Here is a 23,344-nt window from a genome sequence, read left to right as displayed (position 1 = left end):
TTCAATACCGGTTGTCTTGATCTAAAGCGTATGGCCGATATACCCGAAATGTGCAGCAAGTATCAGTAGCAAGAATAAGGCGATAGACAGGCCAATACGCATGGTCAATGCCTTCACAGTACGATCAGAACCACGTTTGTCCTTAAGCAAAAAAACCAGGGCTGAAAACAAACTGCCGACAATGACTAGCAGTATAAGAACAGTAGCAATTTTTATAAGCATGGTGTGATCCTGCGCTGAGTGAAGGTAAATTGTGAAGGCACATTATGGGCTGTAAGTAAGAAAATGCAAATACCTTTGGGATCGTATGTTCTGAGGTTTCGGCCAGTAGTGATATTGGTTGTGGTACTCATGGTTTTTGGCTGTTTGAAATTGGGCATGTGGCAATGGCACAAAGCCGAACAGAAGCAGGCGATTACCCTTGCCCTGGCTGAAGGTAAACTCAATGTGGTTGAGCTGGCAGCACAAGGCAAACTGGATGAAAGTGGCATAGAAGCTTTACATACCCGTGCTGTGAAACTAACCGGACATTACCTGCCGGAACACTCTTTCTTTCTTGATAATCAGGTGGAGCAGGGGCAGGCTGGTTTTCACGTGTTGACACCATTTTTATTAGATGACAACTGGACAGTGATTTTGGTAAACCGAGGCTGGGTAGCTGGATTTTCTGATCACCAGCAATTGCCGACGATCAATACTACTGAAGGTCAGCAAACCGTTGCAGGCATGCTATGGCATCAAAAGAAAACCGGCTTTCAATTGGGCCAGGCAGATGCGCATTGGAATAAAGTACAGCAAGTGATAGATTTTGAATATTTGCAGAAGCAGTTGCCTTACCCATTGGTACCGCATGCTATCCTCAAGCTGGATCCATACATTGCACAAGATGGATTTGTCCGCCATTGGGATGTACCGGCCGGACAGGTAGAAAAACACTTAAGTTATGCCTATCAATGGTTTGGTTTTGCTTTGGCAAGCATCCTGATTGGTGTGTATCAAATGTTGGAAAAAAGTCAGGAAAAAAGGTAACCCGTTGGTCATGCAAGAACACTCACAGTCACAAGCTTCAGTAAATGCCGCCCAGCAGCGAAAAGGACGCATGATTTTTCTGCTGCTGGCAGTATTCTTCACTGTGCCTTTAGTGGTGGTCGTGGCGATGATCAAGTTTGACTGGCGACCCAGTGGTAAAAGCTACGGCCAGCTGATTCAACCACCTGTTTCAATTGCTTCCGGCACCCATTGGGTGAATGACAATCAGCAAGCCATGCCCGCCTTCTGGCAGGATAAATGGAATATTGTCCTCATTGCCGGAGAATGTGATGCACGTTGTATGCAGCGTCTGTACGATTTGCGTCAGGTTTACGTATCGCTGTATAAAGACATGATACGAGTGCAGCGTGTATTGATCACGCAACAGGCAGATACAAGCAAAATTCGCGAACGGTATCCTGATTTGCTGATCATCAATGGCGAAGCAGAGCAGGTGGCTACTTTAGGACGCATGCTGAGTGGTGGTGGGCAGAACACACTGGATGCGCAGCGGGTATATTTCATTGATCCACTAGGCAATATCATGATGCAGTATCCGCTTGAGCAGGAAGCCAAATGGATACGCAAAGACTTGATGAAGCTGCTGAAGGCTTCGTGGGCGGGTTGAGTATGTTCAGGTCTTTAAGTGTTGTGGCTGTAGTGCTGGCGTTTTGTGTCGTGGTATTGGGGTCATATGTCAGGCTTTCCGATGCCGGATTAGGCTGTCCCGACTGGCCAGGCTGTTATGGCGCCTTATCCGTGCCGCAGAGTGAGTCAGCGATCCATTCTGCACAGCAGGCATTCCCGGATAAGCCGCTTGAACACGCTAAAGCCTGGAAAGAAATGGCCCATCGTTATCTGGCTGGAAGTCTGGGTCTGGTTATTTTAGGACTGGCCTGGCTGGCATATGTGAACAGGTTGAAAATACAAACGTCATGGCAGTTATCGGTTGCCCTGGTAGTGCTGGTTTTTTTACAGGCGCTGCTGGGTATGTGGACTGTGACACTGTTACTGAAGCCGGTAATTGTGACCTTGCATTTACTGGGCGGGATGACTACCCTGGCATTATTATGCTGGATCGCCGTCCGCAATCATGTCCAACCATCGATTGCATTGCCATCCGCGCAGCAATGGTGGTTACGCCTGGCGTTGGTGGTATGGTTTTTACAGGTGATGCTGGGTGGCTGGACCAGCAGTAACTATGCGGCGCTCGCATGTACTGACTTTCCCACCTGTCATGGCTTGTGGTGGCCAGACATGGATTTGCACGATGCATTCCACCTGACACGGGCACTAGGAGAAAGCCGGGATGGCGGTCAATTGCGCCTTGACGCCTTGACGTCGATTCAATGGATACACAGGCTGGGTGCGCTGGTTGTGCTGGGTTGGGGCATCATCAGCATCAGGATTTTATTACAGCGCAAAACCGCCAGAACATTGGCGTGGACATTATTGCTGGTTTTACTGTTACAAATCAGCGTTGGGATCGGGAACCTGTTACTGCAACTGCCATTGGTGCTGGCAGTATTGCATAACGCCGGCGCTGCGTTGCTGGGTATCTGCCTGGTGACAGTGAATGCGAGATTAATTAATACGTCTTATTAGAAAAGTTGGGGGATTAGTCATGCAAAGTATTTGGGTTACACAACTCACATCGGCCAAAATGAGTTTGCGCAATTTTTATGCGTTGTGCAAGCCGCGCGTCACGGCATTAATTGTATTTACCGCCATCATTGGCATGTTCATGGCTACGCCAGGCATGGTATCGCTACAGATTTTATTGGCAGCAACCGTAGGCATTGCATTTGCCTCAGGGGCGGCAGCGGCCTTTAACTGTTTAATCGAACACAAGATCGATGCCATGATGGCACGTACGCGTGCGCGTCCGATTCCTACCGGCCAGTTATCCCAAATGGAAACCCTGCTATTTGCCAGTGTGCTCGGTGGCATAGGTCTTAGTATTTTGTATTACTGGGTGAACCCACTGACCATGTGGCTGACACTGGGGACGTTTGTTGGCTACGCCGTGATTTATACAGTTTTCCTGAAACCGGCGACGCCTATGAATATTGTGATTGGCGGTGCATCAGGTGCCATGCCTCCAATACTTGGCTGGGCAGCAGTGAATAACACCGTATCGCCAGAAGCCTTGGTCATGTTCCTGATTATTTTCGCCTGGACACCACCGCATTTCTGGGCGCTGGCTTTATATCGCCGCGAAGAGTACGCCAAAGTGGGCATGCCGATGTTGCCGGTGACTCACGGCGAGCAATTTACGCTGCTGCATATTTTGCTATATACCGTGATCCTGATTGTCGTGTCGATGATGCCTTATGGTTTAGGCATGAGTGGCTGGTTGTACCTGGCATCAGCGGCTTGCCTGAATGCTGTGTTTTTGTACTATGTAGTCAGCCTCTATCGCCGCTATTCTGATGAATTGGCCAAAACTACTTTTAAATATTCGATTCTTTACCTGAGCCTGATATTTGCCGCGTTATTGCTGGATCACTACTTGATTTAGATCCTGAAGTAGTTAGTTAGTTTGGGTGGCAGCATGTGGCAATGCTGCCATTTTTGTTTCAGCGACTAGCATTTTCCGTGCATGATCCCTACCATTCAATTTGTGTTTTGGCCGCAATAAAGAATGGCAAACCTCACCGGCAACGGATATCCGTGCGTAAATAAGGCAAACCAAGCACAAACTTGATTTACAGCAGACGAACTTAAAAACTTGAGGGAGGTGCTAGGTCTTGCTGAAACACCTGCAGCGCGGCTGCAGGCGTAAGTAGGACGGGCTTAAGAATTTTTTCCTGATAAGCAGGTTTTCATAAAAGCTTTACGTTCGTCACCTGTTAAAGCCTTGGTTTTTGCATCTGCGTTACAGGTCTTCATTTTATTCTGTTGAGCAGTCAGGCCGGAGTCTGCATCGGCAGATAAACAGGTTTTCATAAACGCTTTGCGGTCATCGCCTTTTAAGGCTTTGGTGGTCGCATCTGCATTACAGGTTTTCATTTTTTCCTGTTGCGGGCCTGCTGATACTGAAATACAGAATGAGGAGAGCAGTAACGCAAGAACCAGTTTTTTCATGAAATTCTCCAAACAAATAATGAATATGATGATGAATGATTCAGGCTGCCAGAATGCAAGCCTGACCATGTCATTCTGACACAGAGCAATCGTGTTTGGTGGAATAAAAAACCCGGTGATTAGCCGGGTTTTAAACAATGAAATACAGGCTTATTGAATAGGTACACTATGCAATGTGCCTGCTTTCATATCAGGCACCAGTAAGGATTGCCCATCCGCAGACAGGCTGATATCTGCTGCTGATTGGTAACCCTGGATAATACGTTGCGGAGTAGCTTTTGGTTCAGCCAGTTGCCAGACATTGCCGCCCGCCCAGTCGCTCACATACAGGTGGCCATGCGCATCGCGGATCAAACCATCTGCGCCACCAAAGCCCTGGTTCAGCAGAGTAACGGAAGCTTTTTTGCCACCTAACTGCAGCCTGAATAATTTGCCAGTACCAAAGTCAGCTACCAGTAAACTATCTGGACCATCCATCAACAAACCATTTGGCCGTTTGATACCGGCATTCGCTCTCAGGACTTCAGTCACTTTACCAGCAGGTGTGATTTTGAAGATGCCAGCACTTTTACCATTGTCATCGCCACTGTCCGAGACATATACATTGCCCAGGCCATCAATTTCAATGTCGTTCAAGAATACTGGTTTGCGGGGAAAAGCTGAAGTAGCAGCAGTCACCGTTTGCTTGCCAGTTTGCGCGTCAACACTCACCACTCTGTCTACATCAGCAACATACAGCTGGCCGTTGAACATATCCAGGCCTTTAGGATCATTCAGACCATCTGCTAATGTTTTGCGTGCGCCATTGGCATCGATCTGGGTGATTTTTCCATCGCCCGCTTTACCGAATTCTCCGATTTCCGAGATATAAACGACACCATTCGGTGAAGCAAATACAGATTCCGGCATGGCGAAGCCTGTCAATGTTGTCTCACCTTGATTGGTGCTCGGTGCTGCGGCTGCGGCAGCAGATTTTCCCTGTGTTTTGCCGTCATAGCTGACACGGTAAATCACGCCATTATAGTCATCCGAAACCAGCAGTGAGCCATCCGGCAATTGCAGTACGTCATTCGGACGGCCCCATACTTCGCCTTCGGCACTGAGCCAGCCATCAATAAATACTTTGGTTTCCTTGACCTGTTTTTGCTCGTCGAAAGTGACGCGGACCAGCTGGTAACCGACAGGCTCTTTACGGTTCCATGAACCATGCTGGGCGATGACGGCATTGCCCTGATACTCGCTTGGAAACTGTTTGCCTGAATAAAACTTGAAGCCGAGGTTGGCACTGTGCGCCTGAAATTCGGCCACTGGTTTAGTCACTGCAGCAGGAGGCGTTTTGTTTTTCCAGTTAGGGTCGCGTGCATCACCACCGGCAAAGTACGGGAAACCAAAATGCAGGCCGGCTTTAGGTGCCGCATTTAACTCATCGTGCGGGATATCTGCGCCAAGCAAATCGACACCGTTATCGGTGAAAAACAGGGTGTTAGTGCCAGGCTGGAAATCCAGGCCGACTGAGTTACGTACGCCTTTGGCAAAGGTTTCCACCTGGCTACCATCCGGGTTCATGCTGATAATCGAAGCTTCAATACCGGTAGGGTCGCAAATATTGCAAGGCGCGCCAACCGTCACATAAAGCTTGTTATCCGGCCCGGTCGCAATATAACGCCAGCCATGGTGCGCTTTGTTGGGTAACTTGTCGTAGACCACTTCACGCATGGCTTTGAACGGTAAGGTCAAATCAAAATCCGGCGCGGCATAACGCGTGATACGGTGTTGTTCGGCCACATACAAATGGCCGTCAACCATGGCTACACCGTTACCAACTGTCAGGTCATCCAGAATCGCTACTACCTGGTCGGCTTTATGATCTTTGTTTCTATCGACCACCGCATACACTTTATTGCCACGCGTACCAACATACACGTTGCCATTGGTGCCCAGCGTCATCTGGCGCGCACCAGGTACTTCAGCGTATACATCTACTTTGAAACCATCAGGCACGCGTAATTTGCTCAGGTTGTCGCGTACATCCTGAATATCTGCCCAGGCAGAGATTGACAGGGTGGCAAATATCGAACCGATCAGACCTTTTATGAGTTGATTTTTCATCACGTTTATCCTCCTTCTCGAAAAGTATTGCATTCAATACAAGTGTGGTATGAGTAGTCTACTCAGGCTGAGGTTCGCTGATAAGTTTAAAAATATGAAATCATTGCCTATTTCTATGGCTTATTTGCTGAATAGAGACATTTGGGCGTATTATTTGTGCCTAATCAATCACATAGTGCAAGTATATGAGCAATTCTGAATGTTGGTACGCCCACGACCGGGATAAAACCATCGCGCTGTTATCCAGCCAGACACGCAGTGAAGGGTTTACACTGACTGCGCTGGATGGCGTCAAACTCATGCGCTGGAATCGATCGATTCCGCGTAGCCCGGTTTTTTACGAACCCAGTATTGTATTCGTTTGTCAGGGCCGCAAAATCGGCTATCTGGGCGGTGAGGTTTATCAATACAACCCGCAACAATTCCTGATTTTATCGGTGCCCCTGCCATTCGAGAGTGAAACCATCGCTTCAATGGAAGAGCCGTTGCTGGCGATTTCAATCCGTATTAATTTGGCCATGATCTCTGAGCTGCTATTGAGTGTTGAGCACGACACGCCCCTGAAAATTAATGGCAAGAGTGGCATCACATCCACACCACTGGACGCACGTTTATCTAACGCGGTGGTCAGACTGCTGGAATGTCTGCAATCGAAAACCGAAGCAACGGTACTCGGCCAGGCGATTATTCGCGAGATCCATTACCGGATCTTGCAGACATCGCAGGCCTCGGCCATTTTGGCGGCGCATAGCACGCACAATAATATGGGCAAGATCAGCAAAGCCTTGCGGCTGATCCATTCTGAATATGATAAAGAACTGAATGTAGACAAGCTGGCTTCGGAATCTACCATGAGTGTGCCTTCGTTTCATGCGGCGTTTAGGGATGTGACGGCTACTTCGCCTATTCAGTACCTGAAAATGACCCGTTTGCACAAAGCACGGTTACTCATGGTGCAGGATGGTTTAAGTGCCACCCTGGCGGCCAGCAAGGTAGGTTACGAAAGTGCGTCGCAGTTCAGCCGCGAGTTCAAGCGTATGTTTGGCAAAAGCCCGATGGAAGAGGTCAGTGCAGTACGTAGTGCACTGATTACTACCCCAAGTGATGTGGATGCCAGATATGTCACGGTGCAGCAGTAGACCCTAAGCGTGTGACAGGAAAACTCATAGCTTTAGGCAATCATTCAAGAAAAGCTGGCAATTATTTTTACAGTGATTCTTTTAGACTTTAATGGTGATTGCTGGGAAGCTTTGCTTCATTCCGGCATGTTAATTTGAAGTTTCAAGAAAAATATGGAGAACGCGACATGGCACTCACTTTTAAAACAGCCGCCTATGGGGTTCAAAACGCAACCACTCCGGTTGCGCCTATGAGCATAGACCGCCGTGAGCCTGGTCCGCACGATGTGCTGATTGATATTGCATATTGCGGTATTTGCCACTCAGACATTCATCAGGCCAGAAACGAATGGGGCGGCGGCTCTTTGTATCCTATGGTGCCGGGCCATGAAATCGTGGGCCGCGTCAGCAAAGTCGGCGACCAAGTGACTAAATTCAAGCTGGGGCAACTGGTTGGGGTCGGCTGTTTGGTCGACTCCTGCCGCCACTGCGAAGAGTGCGGTGCCGGTGAAGAGCAATACTGCGATGGTTCGGTGTTCACCTATAACTCAAAAGATCCACGCCATGGCGGCCTGACGTTTGGCGGTTATGCCGAGCGCATCACCGTTGATGAACATTTCGTGGTCAGCGTACCGGAAAACCTGGATACCAAAGCAGTTGCGCCATTGTTGTGTGCGGGCATTACCTTGTACTCGCCACTGAAACACTGGAATGTGCAACCCGGCCAGAAAGTCGGCATTATCGGCCTGGGTGGCTTGGGCCATATGGGTGTCAAACTGGCAGCCGCCATGGGTGCACATGTGGTGATGATCACTACCTCGGCCAGTAAAGCGGCAGATGCCACCAAGCTGGGAGCGCATGAAGTGCTGATTTCCAAAGATGCCGATGATATGGCAAAACATACTGCCAGCTTTGATTTGATCATAGACACGGTACCGGTGGCGCATGATTTGAATCCTTACATCGGCTTGCTCAAGCGCGATAAAACGATTGTACTGGTGGGACCGCTGGATCCGGTGGAAGTGCATGGCGCCAACCTGATCACCAAACGCCGCCAGGTGGCCGGTTCATTGATCGGCGGTATCGCAGAAACCCAGGAAATGCTGGATTTCTGTGGCAAGCACAACATCGTCAGCGATGTGGAGATGATCGATGCCAGCTATATCAATGAGGCTTACGAACGTATGCTAAAAAGTGATGTGAAATACCGTTTTGTGATTGATATTGCCTCGTTCAACGCTAGTGCGAAAGCGTAGTATTTAACAGGGCTCGCCAGGCAGGTGAAAGTGTATCAGGTGATTCAGGGCGTGATTGAAATTTCGCCTGCGTTTCTCTGTATTGGCACCTGTCTGTGGTGCAACCCTTGTTTAATTAAATATAAGAAATACCTGCTGCAGGCGGGAAGCAGAAGGCTGGTATAAAATGCAATACAAATCGGGCTCTTGGAAGGCATAAACGAAAGGTCGGTGTTAAGATGGATATCTGTTTATTTCCCACTTAGCAAATGCTTACAGAAAAACCTCCCCAGGGCCTGATATCACTGGTGATATCGATTCTTGCCTACATCTCCCTCACTCAAATTGACAAGGTGATGCACATTGGCCAGCAAGAGTCGCTGGTGGTTTCAATTATCTTTGTATTGTTGATCATCAACCTGGCATTCCAGCTGTCGTTCCAGGTCGAGTATGTTGCAGAACGATTGAAAGAGCCTTATGGCACCATGATTCTGACCATCAGCGCGGTCATTATTGAAGTGGTGATCATCGTCATGATGTTAAGCCATACCTCTTCTACCACGCTGGCCAGGGATGCGATTTATTCGGCAGTGATGCTGGATATCAATGGCATCCTCGGGTTATGTGCCATCGTTGGTGGTATCAAGTATGGCGAGGTGGAATACAACGTTAACTCGGGCAATACTTACATTGTCATGATCATGACGGCGTTGGGGATCTCGATGGTATTGCCGGCATTTTTACCGCCTGAGCACTGGCGAATGTATTCAATGTTCACCATCATCACCATGAGCGTGTTTTATGCGCTGTTTCTTAAAATGCAAACAGGCCGTCACCGTAACTATTTCAGCTACCGTGACCAGCATAATAAAGACGGGGTGGGCGATATGGTCTCCCGCAAAACCATCGTCGATGTCAGGCTGGCGATTGTGTATATCCTGGTAGGCATTTTGACCATCGGGCTGCTGTCTGAAGAGATGAGCATGCACATGGATTCCGGGCTGAGTGGTAGTGGTGTGCCGCCGATTGTCGCGGCGATCGTGGTGGCGATAATCGCTGCCAGCCCCGAGGTGTTGACTGCGCTGAAAGCCGCGGTGAATGACCGCATGCAAACAGTAGTGAATATTTCGCTGGGGGCAACGTTATCTACGGTTATCCTGACGGTGCCGGTGATCGAGGCGATTGCGCTGATCCAGAATAAACCGCTGATCGTCGGCCTGTCACCGACGCAAATGGTGATGACTTTTTTGACTTTGGTGGTGGCGACTATCAATCTGCATGATGGCGAAACCAATGCTATTGAAGGCATGACGCATTTTGTATTATTCATGGCGTTTGCCATGCTGGCAACGCTCGGGATGTAGTCAAAAATGCGATAAGAATTATGTTCTACAAGAAAATTTTGTAAAGATTAAGCGCTATCCAAACAGCGCTTGTATGAGTGACTGATGAGTACCCTTCTGGAATTACTTCAACAATACGGCCTGGTGATTATTTTCGCCAATGTCCTGCTTGAGCAGCTAGGCCTGCCACTACCCGCTTACCCAACGCTATTGCTGTCTGGCGTGCTGATTGCCAATGGGCAATACAGTATGGGCACTTTATTGGCGGTAGCCGTGATTGCCGCTTTGATAGCGGATTCCATCTGGTATATGGCTGGCCGTAAATACGGTAAAAAAGTGATGGGAAAATTATGCAAGATTTCACTTTCGCCAGATACCTGTGTCAGGCAGACAGAATCGCTGTACCTGAAATTTGGCCCGCCTGCCTTACTGGTGTGTAAATTTATTCCCGGCTTTGCTTCAATCTCCAGCGCGCTGGCTGGCTCATCCGGCACACGTTACCTGGTCTTTGTCATCATGGATGGCCTGGGTGCAGCATTGTGGGCAGGCACTGCACTCTGGCTGGGTACCTTATTCAGTTCTGCGATAGATGAGCTGATGCTGACATTAGTGCAAATGGGTAAGTGGGGCACATTGCTGGTGCTGGGGCTGCTGGCCGCGTTTATCGCGTATAAATGGTGGGACAGACAGCGGTTTATCAAAAGCCTGCGTATGGCACGTATCAGTATTGAGGAGTTAAACGAGATGCTGGATAAAGGTGCGGCGCCAGTGATTCTGGATACGCGTGCAGCACACCTGGTAGATGATGGCTGGATTCCAGGTGCGCAGTTTATTACGCTGGAAGACGTGGATAACCTGGTGCTGGATATCGATGCCGATGCACCTGTGGTGCTGTATTGCTCGTGCCCGAATGAAGTCACTGCTGCCAAAGTCGCCAAGAAACTGATCAATCGTGGCTATCGCAATATCCGGCCATTAACAGGGGGAATTGATGCCTGGCGTGATGCCGGTTATATCGTCAGCCTGCCGCCAGCAAAGGATGTGAATGTTTAATGTCGTTGGCATTGCCCTGAAGCGGCCATATACCTTTGTAGTAATGGCATTGCTGATCCTGATCGTCGGCACCTTGTCAGCCTTGCGCAGCCCGGTGGATATCTTTCCTGAAATCCGCATCCCGGTGGTGGCCGTGGCCTGGCAATACAGTGGCCTGCCGCCGGATGATATGGCCGGACGCATCACCACACTGTACCAGCGCAGTTTGACTACCACTGTCAATGATATTGAACATATCGAGGCGAACTCCTTTAACGGCTTTGCCATCGTTAAGATCTTTTTCCATGCCGGTGTCAATATTGCCACGGCCAACGCGCAGGTGTCGGCCATCTCGCAAACAGTGACCCGGCAAATGCCGACCGGTACCACGCCGCCACTGATCCTGAATTACAATGCTTCGACGGTGCCTATCTTGCAGATTGCCCTGTCCGGCAAAGGCCTCTCTGAACAAAACCTGGCTGACCTGGGTTTAAATGCCGTGCGTATCCGCCTGGTGACCGTGCCCGGCGCTGGCGTGCCATTCCCGTATGGCGGCAAAAGCCGGCAGATCCAGATTGACCTCAATCCACCGGCGTTACAGGCACGTGGGCTGTCGGCGCAGGATGTGTCGAATGCCCTGGCGGCGCATAACCTGGTCGTGCCGGTAGGGTCGCAGAAAATCGGCAGTATTGAATACACGCTGAACCTGAACAATGCTGCTTCCGACATTGATGAGCTGGCCAATATCCCGGTCAAGGTTGTCAATGGTGCCACCATTTATATGCGCGACATTGCGCAGGTGCGCGACGGTAACCCACCTCAGACCAATATCGTGCATGTCGATGGCAACCGTTCGGTATTGATGACCATCCTGAAAAATGGCGCGATTTCGACACTGGCCATTGTAGAGGGCATTAAAGACAAACTGGAAGAAATCAAGCCCAGCCTACCGGATACATTGATTGCCACGCCCATCAACGACCAGTCACTGTTTGTGCGCGCTGCGATTGAGGGCGTAGTGTTTGAAGGCGTATTGGCAGCAATTTTAACCAGCCTGATGATATTGCTTTTTCTTGGTAGCTGGCGTTCTTCGTTAATTATTGCGACATCGATCCCGCTATCGATTCTGGGTGCCATCATTGGTTTATCCATCGCTGGTGAAACGTTGAATATCATGACGCTAGGCGGACTGGCGCTGGCGGTCGGTATCCTGGTGGATGAGGCCACGGTCACCATTGAGAATATCAACTGGCATCTTGAGCAAGGCAAGCAGGTGGAGCAATCCATCCTCGATGGTGCGGCACAAATCGTGACGCCGGCTTTCGTCTCGCTGCTGTGTATCTGCATCGTGTTTGTGCCGATGTTTTTCCTGGAAGGCGTGTCGCGCTATCTGTTCGTGCCTATGGCAGAAGCGGTGATGTTTGCCATGGTCAGTTCATTTATCCTGTCGCGTACGCTGGTGCCGACCATGGCTAATTACCTGCTGAAACCGCATGTACACGGCGATGCGCATATGACCGTCAGCCGCAATCCTTTAGTGCGTTTCCAGCGGAGTTTCGAAGCGGGGTTTGAACGCATACGCTTGTCATATAAAGGTTTGTTAGCGCTGGCTATCCATCATAGCAAGCTGTTCATGTTCGGGTTCATGGCAGTCGTTCTACTCTCCTTTTTATTGACCCCGATGCTGGGCAGTAACTTTTTCCCGGCGGTGGATAGCGGACAAATCCTGATGCATGCGCGCGTACCTGTCGGCACCCGTATTGAAGAGACGGCCAATCGCTTTGCCAACATCCAGGCGACGATTAAAAAAGTCATTCCTGCCGATGAAATACTAACCATCGTCGACAACATTGGCATGCCTATCAGCAGCATCAATATGACGTATAACAACACCGGCGTCATCGGTACGCAGGATGGCGATATCCAGATCGCGCTCAAACCACATCATGCACCCACTGCGGGCTATATCCGCACCTTGCGCGAAACATTGCCCAAGCAATTCCCGGATACGACATTTTCGTTCCCACCGGCAGATATCGTCAGCCAGATCCTGAATTTTGGTTCACCCGCGCCAATCGATATCCAGATCCGCGGTGGCAAGCTGGCAGATAATTTTGAATATGCCCAGCAGCTGCTGGCAAAGATACGCACGGTGCCAGGCGTGGTCGATGCGCGTATCCAGCAATCGCGCAACCGTCCGGCATTTGACATCAACCTGGATAAAACCCGCGCACAGGAAATCGGCATCAGCACCCGGGATGTCACCAATAGTATGGTGATCAATATGGCAGGCAGTTCACAGGTATCACCGACTTACTGGCTAAACCCTGCCAACGGCGTGACTTATCCCATCGTGTTGCAAACCCCGCAATATCAGTTGGATAGTCTGAATACGCTGGCGAACCTGCCTATCAGTGGCAATAACGGACAGACGCAAACGTTGGGTGGCCTGGCGACGTTCAAGCGCAATAAAGGCAATGCGGTCGTCAGCCAATATGATATCCAGCCCATGGTGCAGATTCACGCCAGTACCCAGGATAGAGACCTTGGGGCAGTGGCTGCCGATATCCGCGAGATTCTGGAGAACAGCAAAGACAAAGTACCGAAAGCTGCCAGTGTGGTGATGCTCGGTCAGGCATACACCATGGACCATGCTTTTACCGGTTTGTTTTTCGGCCTATTGGGCGCCATCGTGCTGATCTACCTGTTGATTGTGGTCAACCTGCAATCCTGGAGTGATCCGTTTGTGATTATTACCGCTTTACCGGCTGCACTGGCCGGGATTGTCTGGATGCTGTTTATCACCTACACACCACTTTCCGTGCCAGCGCTTACCGGCGCCATTATGTGTATGGGCGTGGCGACCGCCAACAGTGTGCTGGTGATCAGCTTTGCCAGGGAACGGCTGGCTGAACTCCAAGATGCCACCGCCGCAGCCATCGACGCCGGCTTTGTGCGCTTCCGCCCGGTGCTGATGACCGCGCTGGCGATGGTGATCGGTATGACGCCGATGGCATTAGGCCTCGGTGAAGGCGGTGAACAAAATGCGCCACTCGGACGCGCGGTGATTGGCGGTTTGATTTTTGCCACCATCGCGACATTATTATTTGTGCCGGTGGTCTTTAGCGCCATACACAGGAAAACACACTTTACCCCTGTCAGCACCTCTACAGGAGAGACTCATGACCACTAATTCCCACCACGCTTCGCGCAGGTTAAAACTGGGCGGCTTGTTGCTGGCCTTGATCGCCGCAGGCATTGTCATGATTGGCATATCTACCCGCGCCAGCCATGATGACAAACTTAAAGACTGGACTGACAAGCAGGCGGTGCCTACCGTGAGTGTCAGCCAACCAGGTGGCGCGGTTGACGGCAATCAGCTTATATTACCGGGGCGCTTTGAAGCATTTTCGCGCGCACCGATTTACGCACGCGTCAGTGGCTACCTGAAAAACTGGAAGGTCGATATTGGAGGTTCAGTCAAAGCCGGGCAATTATTAGGCGAGGTGGAAACGCCAGACCTTGACCAGGAACTATTACAGGCAAAGGCTGACCTGGCGAGTGCACAAGCGAATGTTAGCTTAGCTGAAACCACAGCCAAACGCTGGCAGGATATGCTCAAAACCCAATCAATCGCGCGGCAGGAAGTCGATGAAAAACAAGGTGACTATTTAAGCAAGCAGGCGCTGGTAAAAGCATCTGAAGCCAATGTGCAACGCTTGCAGGCGCTCAAGAGCTTTGCCAGTATCACCGCACCGTTTGATGGTTCCGTGACTGCGCGTAATACCGATACCGGCGCACTCATCAATGCCGGCAGCAACGGCAGTACGGCATTGCCACTATTTGAAATCTCCAATACACGCAAGCTGCGTTTATATATCAATGTTCCGCAAAATTATGTCAGCTATATCAAACCTGGCGGTAAGGCAAGTTTCAGTGTGCCCGAATATCCGGACCGCAGCTTTGAAGCGACTATTCAGTCTACCTCAGGTGCTATTAATACTTCGTCAGGGACCACCCTTGTGCAATTGCTGGTAGACAATGCGGCAGGCAAGTTTTTGCCTGGCGGCTTTGCCAATGTAAACCTGCAAATAAAAGATGCGGCAGGCATGTTAAGTATTCCAGCCAGCGCGTTGATTTTTGACCAGAATGGATTGAAAGTGGCTACAGTCGGTACTGATAAAAAAGTGGCGTTGAAGACTATCACCATTGCGCGTGATCTGGGTAAAACCCTGGAAATCCAAACCGGGCTAACGGCCAACGACCAAGTGATTGAAAACCCGCCGGATGGTGTTACTGATGGCACACTGGTAAATATTGCCACCGCGCCTGACCAGTCGGCAAAAGAACACGCTAAACCAGTCAAATAATTCGAGTCAGTTAAATACGCAGGTCATTTTGGTTAAATTACGTATGGTTGGCTAATTAAATTAATTGTTTAATAGGTTAGGGCATGGCGTGGTCAACCGTACCTTTTTCCTGAGTCTCTGTACCTGGTATTCCGGTGCCTGGGTATTTAGCGTGCCAGAATTAACCAGATGCTTAATGAAGTGGCGGACAAGCTTAAAAACACATTGACCGCCGGGGGTAACCAAAACAGGTGGCCCCGCGGTTTTTCCTGTTGACCTAATGTCTGGCAGAATACAATAAACTGCATTGCAGACAGTAAAGCGGTAAGCGCGCCGATCGCGATAAAGCCGACACCTATAAACAATGAAGTAGTGCTTTGTGAATCGACAATCTTTGCATCTAGATTCATTAGCTTGATAAAAAGGCCAAAACGTTCAATGACAAATCCCAGCCCCATCAGAGCGATGGAGCTGCGCTGCCAGGCAAGTAACGTACGCTCGGCAGCAAAGTAAACGCGGGGGTCATCAAGATAAGACATGAGGGCATGCTCGCTATCACAGAAGAATCATGCCATTTTACGACTTATCCAGGTTGTATGCCCGGATAAGTCGTCTAGGTAAGGTGATTCGCTTGCAGTAGCTTTAAGTCGCTTATTGATTAAAGCAAATCCAAAGCATTAAACAAACAGGCTTATACCGAGGACTGCCAGAATAGCCACACCGATTGCTAAAATCAGGAAGATAAAGAAAAATACTTTTGAGATTTTAGCGGCACCGGACTCAACGCTGCGAAACCCCAGTGCCCCTGCAATGAGCGAAATAACTAAAAATATCAGCGCATAGTAAAGCATGTTCCGGCTCCTTTATAGAATATTAATATCAATATAATATTGATGGTAAATGTTTTAAATCTGTAGCCATCATAAGAGCTGGACCTTAGCTTGAGTATAGGATTTTTCTGGATTGCAGGTAAGAATCAGCCTACGGCAACGCCATACCTAATGGGCGAATTCTTTAGTAATCAGAAAACATCATGAAATCGCTGGATCCAGATTTAATGCGGTGATTGGAAGCATTTCACAATGGTTTTTCAGCGATATTCAGTATTTAGATTATCTGACAGCGCCCATTTATTTTTTGTCGGCAACGGTTTTATAAAACGAAGTCGAGTGCGCTAGATGATTGTCCTGGAGTGCGGTTGCCGGACAAAGGCGGTTTCAGCGTGGAAACAATATTAGCTGGCCTCTACAACAAAATAAACAGCCAGGGTATTTGGCAATGACCGTGGTATTCAGGCCTTATCTTCAGGACGCTGCCAATAACAGGTGGCGATATAATCCGCCGCTGATTCGCTAAAAGATGGCTTGCAAGAAGCTGGTTGTCAGAGTCCGGCTTGCTGGAAAAATATAACAACGCTAGAAGAAATATAACAATGTCTGATTATAAAAATCTGGTAATTAAAATTGTGTACTGGTCTGGAGTTTCACTGCTCCTCAAGCTGGCGTGGATTTCGTACGTATTGATCAGACTATTTCCGATCGCTGCCTTATCGCTAGTCAGCTTGATTTGGGTAATCTTCTTTTATTGAACAATCACTCATCCTCACTGAATGCATTATGAAAATCTTCCGCTGCTACAACTCCTTTGGCACGCATTATCTGTATAAAAATAATACCTTCCCTGGTCAGCTGACTTTCATTTGATCGTCTGCCTTCTCGTACATCCCCATTGGCGGTGAGGGGCATGCGGAATACTTCCTGGTGGTATCGGAGGCTCGCTTCACCTAAGCCTTTTCTTTTACATTTTTCCAGGTCTAAAACGGTGATCAGGTAATAGTTGGAACCTCTGGGATTGATCACGCGCTTCAGGTCAATTACCCCTAACCGCTCAGTTCCCTGTAGTACTGAAATCTCTTCGCCCGTCGCATCGAGTGTAATCGTGTAAGTTAAACCATCTTTGGCGACAAATTCATTCTTGTGCATATATAACGTCCTTCATTGCTGTTCGGCTAAAACAATTCTGCTCTTGAACTTCATCATACCTCAGGGTTATCTTGTATCCGCTTGTCCAAGTCATCATTTAAACGCTGATTACATAGGCATAAATGCAAATCCAGGTATTAAACTTTGAAAGCCAACTTGTTTTTATGTGAGCATTTGTTAATTAGTAGTAAACTGATTGTGAGCAATGTTTGTAAATTCAATCTGGATAAAGTTGCCAAGGACAACATCCATGACAGAAAAAGTATTCCTCAGTCTAGAAGGCATCAAAGTCAGCGATACCCAGTTTATTGCTGATGGGCAAACTTATGCGATTGACGCAGTGACTGCTGTCCAGCATGGATTAATAGAGCCGAGACGGACATTCCCTACCTTCTGCCTGCTATCGGGATCATTCCTGATGATTTTTGAGGATATCTTCATGTTTGTCGGCGGTTTTTCCATCGCGCTCGGCATGGTTGCCTGGTTCACTGCGCAGACCCTGTATGCTGTGGTCATTCACACTGCCGATGGTGAGAAACAGGCCTTAACCAGCCCCAATAGCAATGATGTGGATAGAGTCATCCGCGCACTGAATACCGCGATTATCAATAAAGGCTAAAATAAAAATAATTCAGGAACAACCTGGTTTTATTCATCGATTTACCTCTTCGACTAAAAAAATAGATTACCTGCCGGCTTTCTCCTGCGTTGCAAATTCTTTAAACTATTTTCACACAAGCTATGTCGCATAAAAACTGCGGTATATGATTACCAACAAGCCGGTAATTTATCTTGGGCCAATTGCACGCATTGGATGCAGGTAACTGGATGTGTGAAGAAATGGCGGCCTCTAGAATGGCGATGCAACTCAACATTTCACCACAATTATCTTGTACTATCCACGCTGAATTCGATTGGATTTGATTGAAGCGTTATAAATAAGAGCGGTGATGCAGCAGACTACAACTTCCAAAGCTATCTCATTTGATCCCGATAATACCGCGGTGGGATTTCGCGCGTATGCAGAGTTTGCTCCGGTGATGATATGGATGTCAGGCATTGATCGCCAGTTCAGTTGGTTTAATAAACGTTGGCGCGATTTTACCAATGGCAAGCAGGCGCAGGCTGGACACGAAAGCTGGGCTGCCAGCGTCCATCCGGATGATCTTGGGCAATGCCTGGCCACGATCACCCGGGCATTTGAATCCCATCAATCTTTTTCCATTGAATACCGTTTAAAGCGTGCTGACGGCAATTATTGTTGGATAGCCGATAAAGGAGCACCCAGCTATTCTAATGCAGGCGTTTTCACGGGATTTATCGGTAGCTGTATAGAAATTCAGGAATGCAAAGCGCTTGAGTCAAAGCTGGCAGAAGAGTCGGAAGCACTTCAACAGTTGCAACTTCAAAAAACGCTGATTTCAAACAAGGCTGAAACATTAACCCAGTTATACGAAACCATTCTCTCTGCCACGCCAGACTTGATTTACAACTTTGATTTTTCTGAACCAGAGCCACGCTTTTCATATGCAAATGAGGGCCTGGTGCAAATGCTGGGGCGGCCATTTGAGCAAATCGTTGGCAAGACCCTCAGGGAATTGGGTTACGAGGATTGGCATGCGGACATGCATCATAAGGAAATCGATGTTGTACGCTCCACTAAAAAGCCTATTCGTGGGGAAGTGGCTTTTAAAGGCACTTTTGGCCGCAGGGTCTATGACTATATATTTGCCCCGGTGTTTGACAGCACTGGCGAGGTGGTCGCTGTGGCGGGGACTACGCGTGACGTGACCGAAAGCCATAACACGCAAGAAATGCTTAAACAAAGCAAAGAGGCCTTGCAAGAGGCGGATTTACGCAAGGATGAATTCCTGGCGATGCTGGCGCATGAGTTAAGAAACCCATTGGCCCCGATCAGTGCCGCGACCCAGATCATGATACATAGCAATTTTGAAGAGTCGCGGGTACGCAAGTCGAGCCAGATCATTGAGCGTCAGGTAAAGCACATGGTTGGGCTGGTGGATGATTTATTAGATGTCTCACGAGTGACGCGCGGATTAGTGAGCATCGAAAAATTGCCCCAAGATATGGCGGCAGTCATTGCAAGCTCGTTAGAGCAAGTGCGTCCGCTGATTGAGTCCAAACAGCATGAACTTGTTGTCGAATTAACCCCAGAGCCTGCCATCGTGCTGGGCGACCACAAGCGGCTGGTACAAATCGTTTCCAATGTCCTCAACAACTCTGCCAAATATATTCAAGATAACGGCCGGATCAAACTCACCATGGGTATCGAAAATGGTGGTGTGATTATTACCGTTTCAGATAATGGCATAGGCATCCTGCCCGAAGAGCAAGCGTCGATATTCGAATTGTTTGCCCAGGCAAAACGCAGCGCAGACCGTTCCCAGGGCGGGCTGGGGATAGGTTTGGCGCTAGTGAAAAGCATGCTGAAATTACATGATGGTACTGTCAGCTGTTTCAGTGAAGGGTTGAACAAGGGAAGCGAGTTCAAGATTACCTTGCCTTTGTGGAAGGAAAAAGTGTTGCGAGAGAATGATATGAACGCAGTTGAATTAAAACAAGAGAAGAAAATATCCGTACTGGTGGTGGATGACAATATAGATGCGGCTACCACATTAGCTTCTTTTATTGAGCTCTATGGTCATGAAGTCCTGGTTGAACATGACTCCCTGCAAGCGCTCAAGCTGATAGAGTCAACGTTGCCGTTGATCTGTGTGCTGGATATCGGCTTGCCAAAAATGGATGGTTACGAACTGGCGCAACGTATCAAAGCCAATAAAGCAATGGCGCATGCCACGTTGATTGCGGTCACCGGCTATGGCAGGGAAGAGGATAAAAAGGCTGCATTCCTGGCAGGGTTTGATCACCATCTGGTCAAGCCGGTGGATTTTGAAGTGCTGATCAAGCTGATCAATGAAGCCGCAGATAAAGCGACTTCGACGCTGACATCAGAGTAATAAAACCAGGTTTGAACATTATTCACTATTATTTGCCATCAACTTCTCCATTTTTTCAATAAATACCTTTTAAGCATAAAGAAAATCCTGTTTAAGCAGTTAAAGAGTCATGGTCTATCATTGTGAGAACAATCCATGATTTCAATTTCAATCAACATAAAGATGGATTCGATAGACGGGTCTGCTTCCCGAGCTTGCGTTAGGGCATGGCATTTGCCAGTTTAATTTCCACAACTATATTGAAGTAAATATTGTCTAGTAAAATATGGCTGCTGCAGGCTGCTAAAACAGAGATCTGCAGCCAGCAGACATTTCACGTTGGGAGGATTTGCCATGCCAGTTGCCCATGATGAAGACTTTTTGGACTTTGCTTTACTTTCACAGTTTTCATTGAATAAAATTCAAGACTGGATCACCTGGATTAACGCGGCCGGCGACATTGTTTATGTGAATGAAGCCGCTTACACAGCGCTTGGCTATACCAAAGAAGAGATTTATCAACTAAAGATTTTCGATATTGACTTGAGTTACACGCCTGAAATTTGGGCTGCCCATTTGGAGAGGCTAAAAGCGCTGGGCTCCCGGACATTTGAAACCAAGCACCGCAAAAAAGATGGCCAATCCTTACCGGTTGAGATCAACTCCAATTACATTGAGTATCGTGGCCAGGAATATAATTGCGCGATAGTGCGGCCTATCGTTGAGCGCAAGCGGGCCGAGACGCGTGAGCATATTAAAAACCATGTGCTGGATCTGGTGGCTCACAACGCCCCGTTGAAAAGTATTCTTGCGTATCTGGTACGTGGTGTCGAAGAAGAGAATCCTGAACGTTTATGCTCCATCCTGTTGCTGGACAAGAGTAAGCAGTTCCTGAAAAACTATGTCGCCCCCAGCTTGCCTGCGGGATATTCTGCGGCGATAGAGAATTTAAAAGTAGGCCCCAATATAGGCTCGTGTGGCACCGCTGCCTTTGAGGGCAAACCGGTCTTTGTCGAGAATATCCAGACCGATCCACGCTGGGAGGGTTACAAACAACTCGCTGCCGATTATGAGCTGGCTTCCTGTTGGTCAGTTCCTATTATTGTGGATCACAATGACGTGGTGGGCACCTTCGGGATTTATCACAAAACCCCGAAAACGCCTTCGGCCGCAGATATTGAACAACTGGAATACCTTTCTAACCTGGCCCGCATCGCCATTGAGCGCCACCGCACCGCAGAAGAGTTGCGACTATCGGACTCTATCTTTAAAAATACCAGCGAAGCCATGCTGGTGCTGGATATCAATGGCATCATCATCGCAACTAATCCTGCATTTACCAAGATATCCGGGTATACCTCTGCGGAAGTGGTCGGCCATCATCCTGTCACCTTCGGCTCGCCACGGCATGACCAGGATTTTTATGATGCTATCCGCAAAGACCTTCATGAAAACGGTTCATGGCGAGGAGAGATATGCGGCATTAAAAAAACCGGCGAAGAATACATCAACTGGGTCACCGTGAATACCACCAACGATGACAAGGGCCGGCCGTTCAGGCGGGTAGTGCTGTTTTCCGATATCACCGAAAAAAAGAAACATGAAGAACGCATCTGGTATGAAGCCAATTACGATGCACTGACGCACTTGCCCAACCGCCGCCTGTTTCAGGAACGTTTGCAGCAAGAGGTTTTACGCGCCAATCGCCTGGGCACCAAAGTGATCCTGCTTTACCTGGACCTCGATGGTTTCAAGGAAGTCAATGACGCCCTCGGTCATCAGGGCGGTGACCAATTATTGATCGAAGTCGCGCGGCGGCTCAATGAAGTGATCCGGGTGACTGACTGCACTTCCCGTCTGGGTGGCGATGAGTTCACGGTGACTCTGGTGGATGTGCGCGAGTATCAAACCGCCATCAGGGTCGCGACTTCGATTCTTGAGTTGTTGCAGGCGCCAATCATGGTCGATACACATGCCACTTATATTTCAGCCAGCATCGGCGTCACCGTCTATCCGGACGATGCCACGGATGCCTCCAGCCTGATTAAAAATGCCGACCAGGCGATGTACGAAGCCAAAAAATCAGGCCGCAACCAGTATTCTTTTTACACCCAGGAAATGCAATTGCTGGCGAACCGTCGTACCGAACAAAAGCGTGAATTGCGTCATGCTTTGCTGAATAACGAGTTCCAGATTTATTATCAGCCGGTGGTCGATCTTAAAACCGGCAACGTGACCAAGGCCGAAGCGCTGATCCGCTGGCAACACTGTAGCTTGGGTATGGTCAGCCCGGCCGAGTTTATCCCTCTGGCTGAAGAAACCGGCCTGATCCATGAAATAGGCAGCTGGGTATTGATCGAGAGCCTGGCGCAGGTTCTCAAATGGCGCACCCGATTTCACCCCGATTTCCAGATCAGCGTCAATTTATCGCCTACGCAATTTAAAAACACTACTTATTTCGATAGATGGTTCACCTTGCTTGATTCTACAGCCGATACCAGCAATTGCCTGTGTGTCGAAATTACCGAGGGCGTGTTGCTGGACGCTTCCCAAAAAACGGCCAAACAACTCATGCGTTTTCGCGAAGCGGGGATAGAAGTCGCCATCGATGATTTTGGCACCGGTTATTCTTCGCTGGCATACATCAAACGTATCGATGTCGATTACCTGAAAATAGACCGTACTTTCATCACCAATATCGCCGCTGAATCCACCGATTTCCCGCTGGTAGAAGCCATCATCATGATGGCGCATAAGCTTGGCCTGAAAGTGATTGCAGAAGGCGTGGAAACCGAGGCGCAATTGGCACTATTGAACAGCATGGGCTGCGATTACATCCAGGGTTACTTTTACTCAAAACCTTTACCGCAGCCGGATTTTGAGGCATGGCTTTTGGCGAGGAAAAGTTAACCGTTTGCCGTTGCAGTTTGATGTTGGCAGGTTGAAGCGTATTGACAAAAAGCTTGATCGTTAATAAGTGCAGTTAACCGGTAGTTAACGATTGAATTTTTGTAATGCATTGATATTTATTGATGTTTTATATCTTGCATGATGTTTGTTCGCTTTGGAAAAAGTTGAATTCGCTCCAGGTGTATCCTTTTTC

Annotated in this window: 19 protein-coding genes; 13 read left to right on the top strand and 6 right to left on the bottom strand. The window is 48.7% G+C overall.

The genetic code is table 11. From position 1 onward, the window contains the following. Window positions 1-21: 21 nt before the first annotated feature. Window positions 22-222, bottom strand: coding sequence for a twin transmembrane helix small protein (locus tag VK958_RS10400; protein WP_325241113.1), 201 nt, complete (start codon window positions 220-222; stop codon window positions 22-24). A 63-nt stretch (window positions 223-285) separates the two neighbouring features. Between VK958_RS10400 and VK958_RS10395 the strand changes: the two genes are divergently transcribed. Genes VK958_RS10395 through cyoE form a run of 4 tightly spaced genes read left to right on the top strand, consistent with a single transcriptional unit; the run spans window position 286 to window position 3,550 of the window. Continuing rightward, window positions 286-1,029, top strand: a complete 744-nt coding sequence (locus VK958_RS10395; RefSeq protein ID WP_325241112.1) for an SURF1 family protein — start codon at window positions 286-288, stop codon at window positions 1,027-1,029. 10 nt (window positions 1,030-1,039) lie between these two features. Further along, the gene (locus VK958_RS10390) at window positions 1,040-1,657 is read left to right on the top strand and encodes an SCO family protein (RefSeq protein WP_325241111.1); all 618 of its coding nucleotides are present in this window, start codon (window positions 1,040-1,042) and stop codon (window positions 1,655-1,657) included. A 2-nt stretch (window positions 1,658-1,659) separates the two neighbouring features. Further along, window positions 1,660-2,634 carry a COX15/CtaA family protein gene (locus VK958_RS10385; protein WP_325241120.1) on the top strand — a complete coding sequence of 325 codons (975 nt, stop codon included), beginning with the start codon at window positions 1,660-1,662 and terminating at the stop codon, window positions 2,632-2,634. A gap of 19 nt (window positions 2,635-2,653) precedes the next feature. Then, window positions 2,654-3,550, top strand: a complete 897-nt coding sequence (cyoE, locus tag VK958_RS10380; RefSeq protein WP_325241110.1) for a heme o synthase — start codon at window positions 2,654-2,656, stop codon at window positions 3,548-3,550. Between the two features lie 275 nt (window positions 3,551-3,825). On the opposite strand, the gene VK958_RS10375 is transcribed toward cyoE, so the two are convergent. After that, window positions 3,826-4,116: a PsiF family protein gene (locus tag VK958_RS10375; RefSeq protein WP_325241109.1), complete on the bottom strand. Its 291-nt coding sequence runs from the start codon at window positions 4,114-4,116 to the stop codon at window positions 3,826-3,828. A 150-nt stretch (window positions 4,117-4,266) separates the two neighbouring features. Continuing rightward, the gene (locus VK958_RS10370; protein ID WP_325241108.1) at window positions 4,267-6,225 is read right to left on the bottom strand and encodes a DUF7133 domain-containing protein; all 1,959 of its coding nucleotides are present in this window, start codon (window positions 6,223-6,225) and stop codon (window positions 4,267-4,269) included. Window positions 6,226-6,410: 185 nt separating this feature from the next. On the opposite strand from VK958_RS10370, the gene VK958_RS10365 reads away from it, so the two are divergent. From VK958_RS10365 to VK958_RS10340, 6 genes are all read left to right on the top strand, one after another. After that, window positions 6,411-7,364, top strand: coding sequence for an AraC family transcriptional regulator (locus tag VK958_RS10365; protein ID WP_325241107.1), 954 nt, complete (start codon window positions 6,411-6,413; stop codon window positions 7,362-7,364). A gap of 167 nt (window positions 7,365-7,531) precedes the next feature. Next, on the top strand, window positions 7,532-8,599 hold the full coding sequence (locus VK958_RS10360) for an NAD(P)-dependent alcohol dehydrogenase (RefSeq protein WP_325241106.1): 1,068 nt from the start codon (window positions 7,532-7,534) through the stop codon (window positions 8,597-8,599). A gap of 248 nt (window positions 8,600-8,847) precedes the next feature. Continuing rightward, on the top strand, window positions 8,848-9,942 hold the full coding sequence (locus VK958_RS10355) for a calcium:cation antiporter (RefSeq protein ID WP_325241105.1): 1,095 nt from the start codon (window positions 8,848-8,850) through the stop codon (window positions 9,940-9,942). Between the two features lie 84 nt (window positions 9,943-10,026). Next, the gene (locus tag VK958_RS10350; protein ID WP_325241104.1) at window positions 10,027-10,974 is read left to right on the top strand and encodes a DedA family protein/thiosulfate sulfurtransferase GlpE; all 948 of its coding nucleotides are present in this window, start codon (window positions 10,027-10,029) and stop codon (window positions 10,972-10,974) included. Beyond that, the gene (locus tag VK958_RS10345; RefSeq protein ID WP_325241103.1) at window positions 10,967-14,146 is read left to right on the top strand and encodes an efflux RND transporter permease subunit; all 3,180 of its coding nucleotides are present in this window, start codon (window positions 10,967-10,969) and stop codon (window positions 14,144-14,146) included. The genes VK958_RS10350 and VK958_RS10345 overlap by 8 nt, the downstream gene beginning before the upstream one ends. After that, window positions 14,136-15,323 carry an efflux RND transporter periplasmic adaptor subunit gene (locus tag VK958_RS10340; protein ID WP_325241102.1) on the top strand — a complete coding sequence of 396 codons (1,188 nt, stop codon included), beginning with the start codon at window positions 14,136-14,138 and terminating at the stop codon, window positions 15,321-15,323. Before VK958_RS10345 ends, VK958_RS10340 begins: the two co-directional genes overlap by 11 nt. 146 nt (window positions 15,324-15,469) lie before the next feature. Here VK958_RS10340 and VK958_RS10335 read toward each other — a convergent pair whose 3' ends face one another. From VK958_RS10335 to VK958_RS10325, 3 genes are all read right to left on the bottom strand, one after another. Then, entirely contained in the window at window positions 15,470-15,841 is a 372-nt protein-coding gene (locus VK958_RS10335) for a YidH family protein (RefSeq protein ID WP_325241101.1), read from the bottom strand. Between the two features lie 138 nt (window positions 15,842-15,979). Further along, the gene (locus tag VK958_RS10330; protein ID WP_082488040.1) at window positions 15,980-16,153 is read right to left on the bottom strand and encodes a DUF1328 domain-containing protein; all 174 of its coding nucleotides are present in this window, start codon (window positions 16,151-16,153) and stop codon (window positions 15,980-15,982) included. 741 nt (window positions 16,154-16,894) lie between these two features. Then, window positions 16,895-17,284: a hypothetical protein gene (locus tag VK958_RS10325; RefSeq protein ID WP_325241100.1), complete on the bottom strand. Its 390-nt coding sequence runs from the start codon at window positions 17,282-17,284 to the stop codon at window positions 16,895-16,897. A 250-nt stretch (window positions 17,285-17,534) separates the two neighbouring features. On the opposite strand from VK958_RS10325, the gene VK958_RS10320 reads away from it, so the two are divergent. The 3 genes from VK958_RS10320 (at window position 17,535) to VK958_RS10310 (ending at window position 23,151) form a co-directional block, all read left to right on the top strand. After that, on the top strand, window positions 17,535-17,903 hold the full coding sequence (locus VK958_RS10320) for a DUF6232 family protein (RefSeq protein WP_325241099.1): 369 nt from the start codon (window positions 17,535-17,537) through the stop codon (window positions 17,901-17,903). Window positions 17,904-18,234: 331 nt separating this feature from the next. Further along, window positions 18,235-20,262, top strand: coding sequence for a hybrid sensor histidine kinase/response regulator (locus tag VK958_RS10315; protein ID WP_325241098.1), 2,028 nt, complete (start codon window positions 18,235-18,237; stop codon window positions 20,260-20,262). A 333-nt stretch (window positions 20,263-20,595) separates the two neighbouring features. Further along, complete coding sequence (locus VK958_RS10310) at window positions 20,596-23,151, top strand: bifunctional diguanylate cyclase/phosphodiesterase (RefSeq protein WP_325241097.1); 2,556 nt, start codon at window positions 20,596-20,598, stop codon at window positions 23,149-23,151. Window positions 23,152-23,344 lie beyond the last annotated feature (193 nt).

Origin of the sequence: Methylophilus sp. (assembly GCF_035460085.1) — a bacterium.
Classification (GTDB): domain Bacteria; phylum Pseudomonadota; class Gammaproteobacteria; order Burkholderiales; family Methylophilaceae; genus Methylophilus.
This window is presented reverse-complemented; position numbering and strand designations above follow the sequence as displayed.

What these genes read in the sequence shown, in the direction of transcription:
- VK958_RS10315 (WP_325241098.1), top strand. Translation starts at nt 18,235, where the DNA reads ATGCAGCAGACTACAACTTCCAAAGCTATCTCATTTGATCCCGATAAT.
- VK958_RS10400 (WP_325241113.1), bottom strand. Translation starts at nt 222, where the DNA reads ATGCTTATAAAAATTGCTACTGTTCTTATACTGCTAGTCATTGTCGGC.
- VK958_RS10335 (WP_325241101.1), bottom strand. Translation starts at nt 15,841, where the DNA reads ATGTCTTATCTTGATGACCCCCGCGTTTACTTTGCTGCCGAGCGTACG.
- VK958_RS10390 (WP_325241111.1), top strand. Translation starts at nt 1,040, where the DNA reads ATGCAAGAACACTCACAGTCACAAGCTTCAGTAAATGCCGCCCAGCAG.
- VK958_RS10310 (WP_325241097.1), top strand. Translation starts at nt 20,596, where the DNA reads ATGCCAGTTGCCCATGATGAAGACTTTTTGGACTTTGCTTTACTTTCA.
- VK958_RS10330 (WP_082488040.1), bottom strand. Translation starts at nt 16,153, where the DNA reads ATGCTTTACTATGCGCTGATATTTTTAGTTATTTCGCTCATTGCAGGG.
- VK958_RS10375 (WP_325241109.1), bottom strand. Translation starts at nt 4,116, where the DNA reads ATGAAAAAACTGGTTCTTGCGTTACTGCTCTCCTCATTCTGTATTTCA.
- VK958_RS10385 (WP_325241120.1), top strand. Translation starts at nt 1,660, where the DNA reads ATGTTCAGGTCTTTAAGTGTTGTGGCTGTAGTGCTGGCGTTTTGTGTC.
- VK958_RS10370 (WP_325241108.1), bottom strand. Translation starts at nt 6,225, where the DNA reads ATGAAAAATCAACTCATAAAAGGTCTGATCGGTTCGATATTTGCCACC.
- VK958_RS10320 (WP_325241099.1), top strand. Translation starts at nt 17,535, where the DNA reads ATGACAGAAAAAGTATTCCTCAGTCTAGAAGGCATCAAAGTCAGCGAT.
- VK958_RS10340 (WP_325241102.1), top strand. Translation starts at nt 14,136, where the DNA reads ATGACCACTAATTCCCACCACGCTTCGCGCAGGTTAAAACTGGGCGGC.
- VK958_RS10350 (WP_325241104.1), top strand. Translation starts at nt 10,027, where the DNA reads ATGAGTACCCTTCTGGAATTACTTCAACAATACGGCCTGGTGATTATT.
- VK958_RS10345 (WP_325241103.1), top strand. Translation starts at nt 10,967, where the DNA reads ATGTTTAATGTCGTTGGCATTGCCCTGAAGCGGCCATATACCTTTGTA.
- VK958_RS10355 (WP_325241105.1), top strand. Translation starts at nt 8,848, where the DNA reads ATGCTTACAGAAAAACCTCCCCAGGGCCTGATATCACTGGTGATATCG.
- VK958_RS10395 (WP_325241112.1), top strand. Translation starts at nt 286, where the DNA reads ATGCAAATACCTTTGGGATCGTATGTTCTGAGGTTTCGGCCAGTAGTG.
- cyoE (WP_325241110.1), top strand. Translation starts at nt 2,654, where the DNA reads ATGCAAAGTATTTGGGTTACACAACTCACATCGGCCAAAATGAGTTTG.
- VK958_RS10365 (WP_325241107.1), top strand. Translation starts at nt 6,411, where the DNA reads ATGAGCAATTCTGAATGTTGGTACGCCCACGACCGGGATAAAACCATC.
- VK958_RS10360 (WP_325241106.1), top strand. Translation starts at nt 7,532, where the DNA reads ATGGCACTCACTTTTAAAACAGCCGCCTATGGGGTTCAAAACGCAACC.
- VK958_RS10325 (WP_325241100.1), bottom strand. Translation starts at nt 17,284, where the DNA reads ATGCACAAGAATGAATTTGTCGCCAAAGATGGTTTAACTTACACGATT.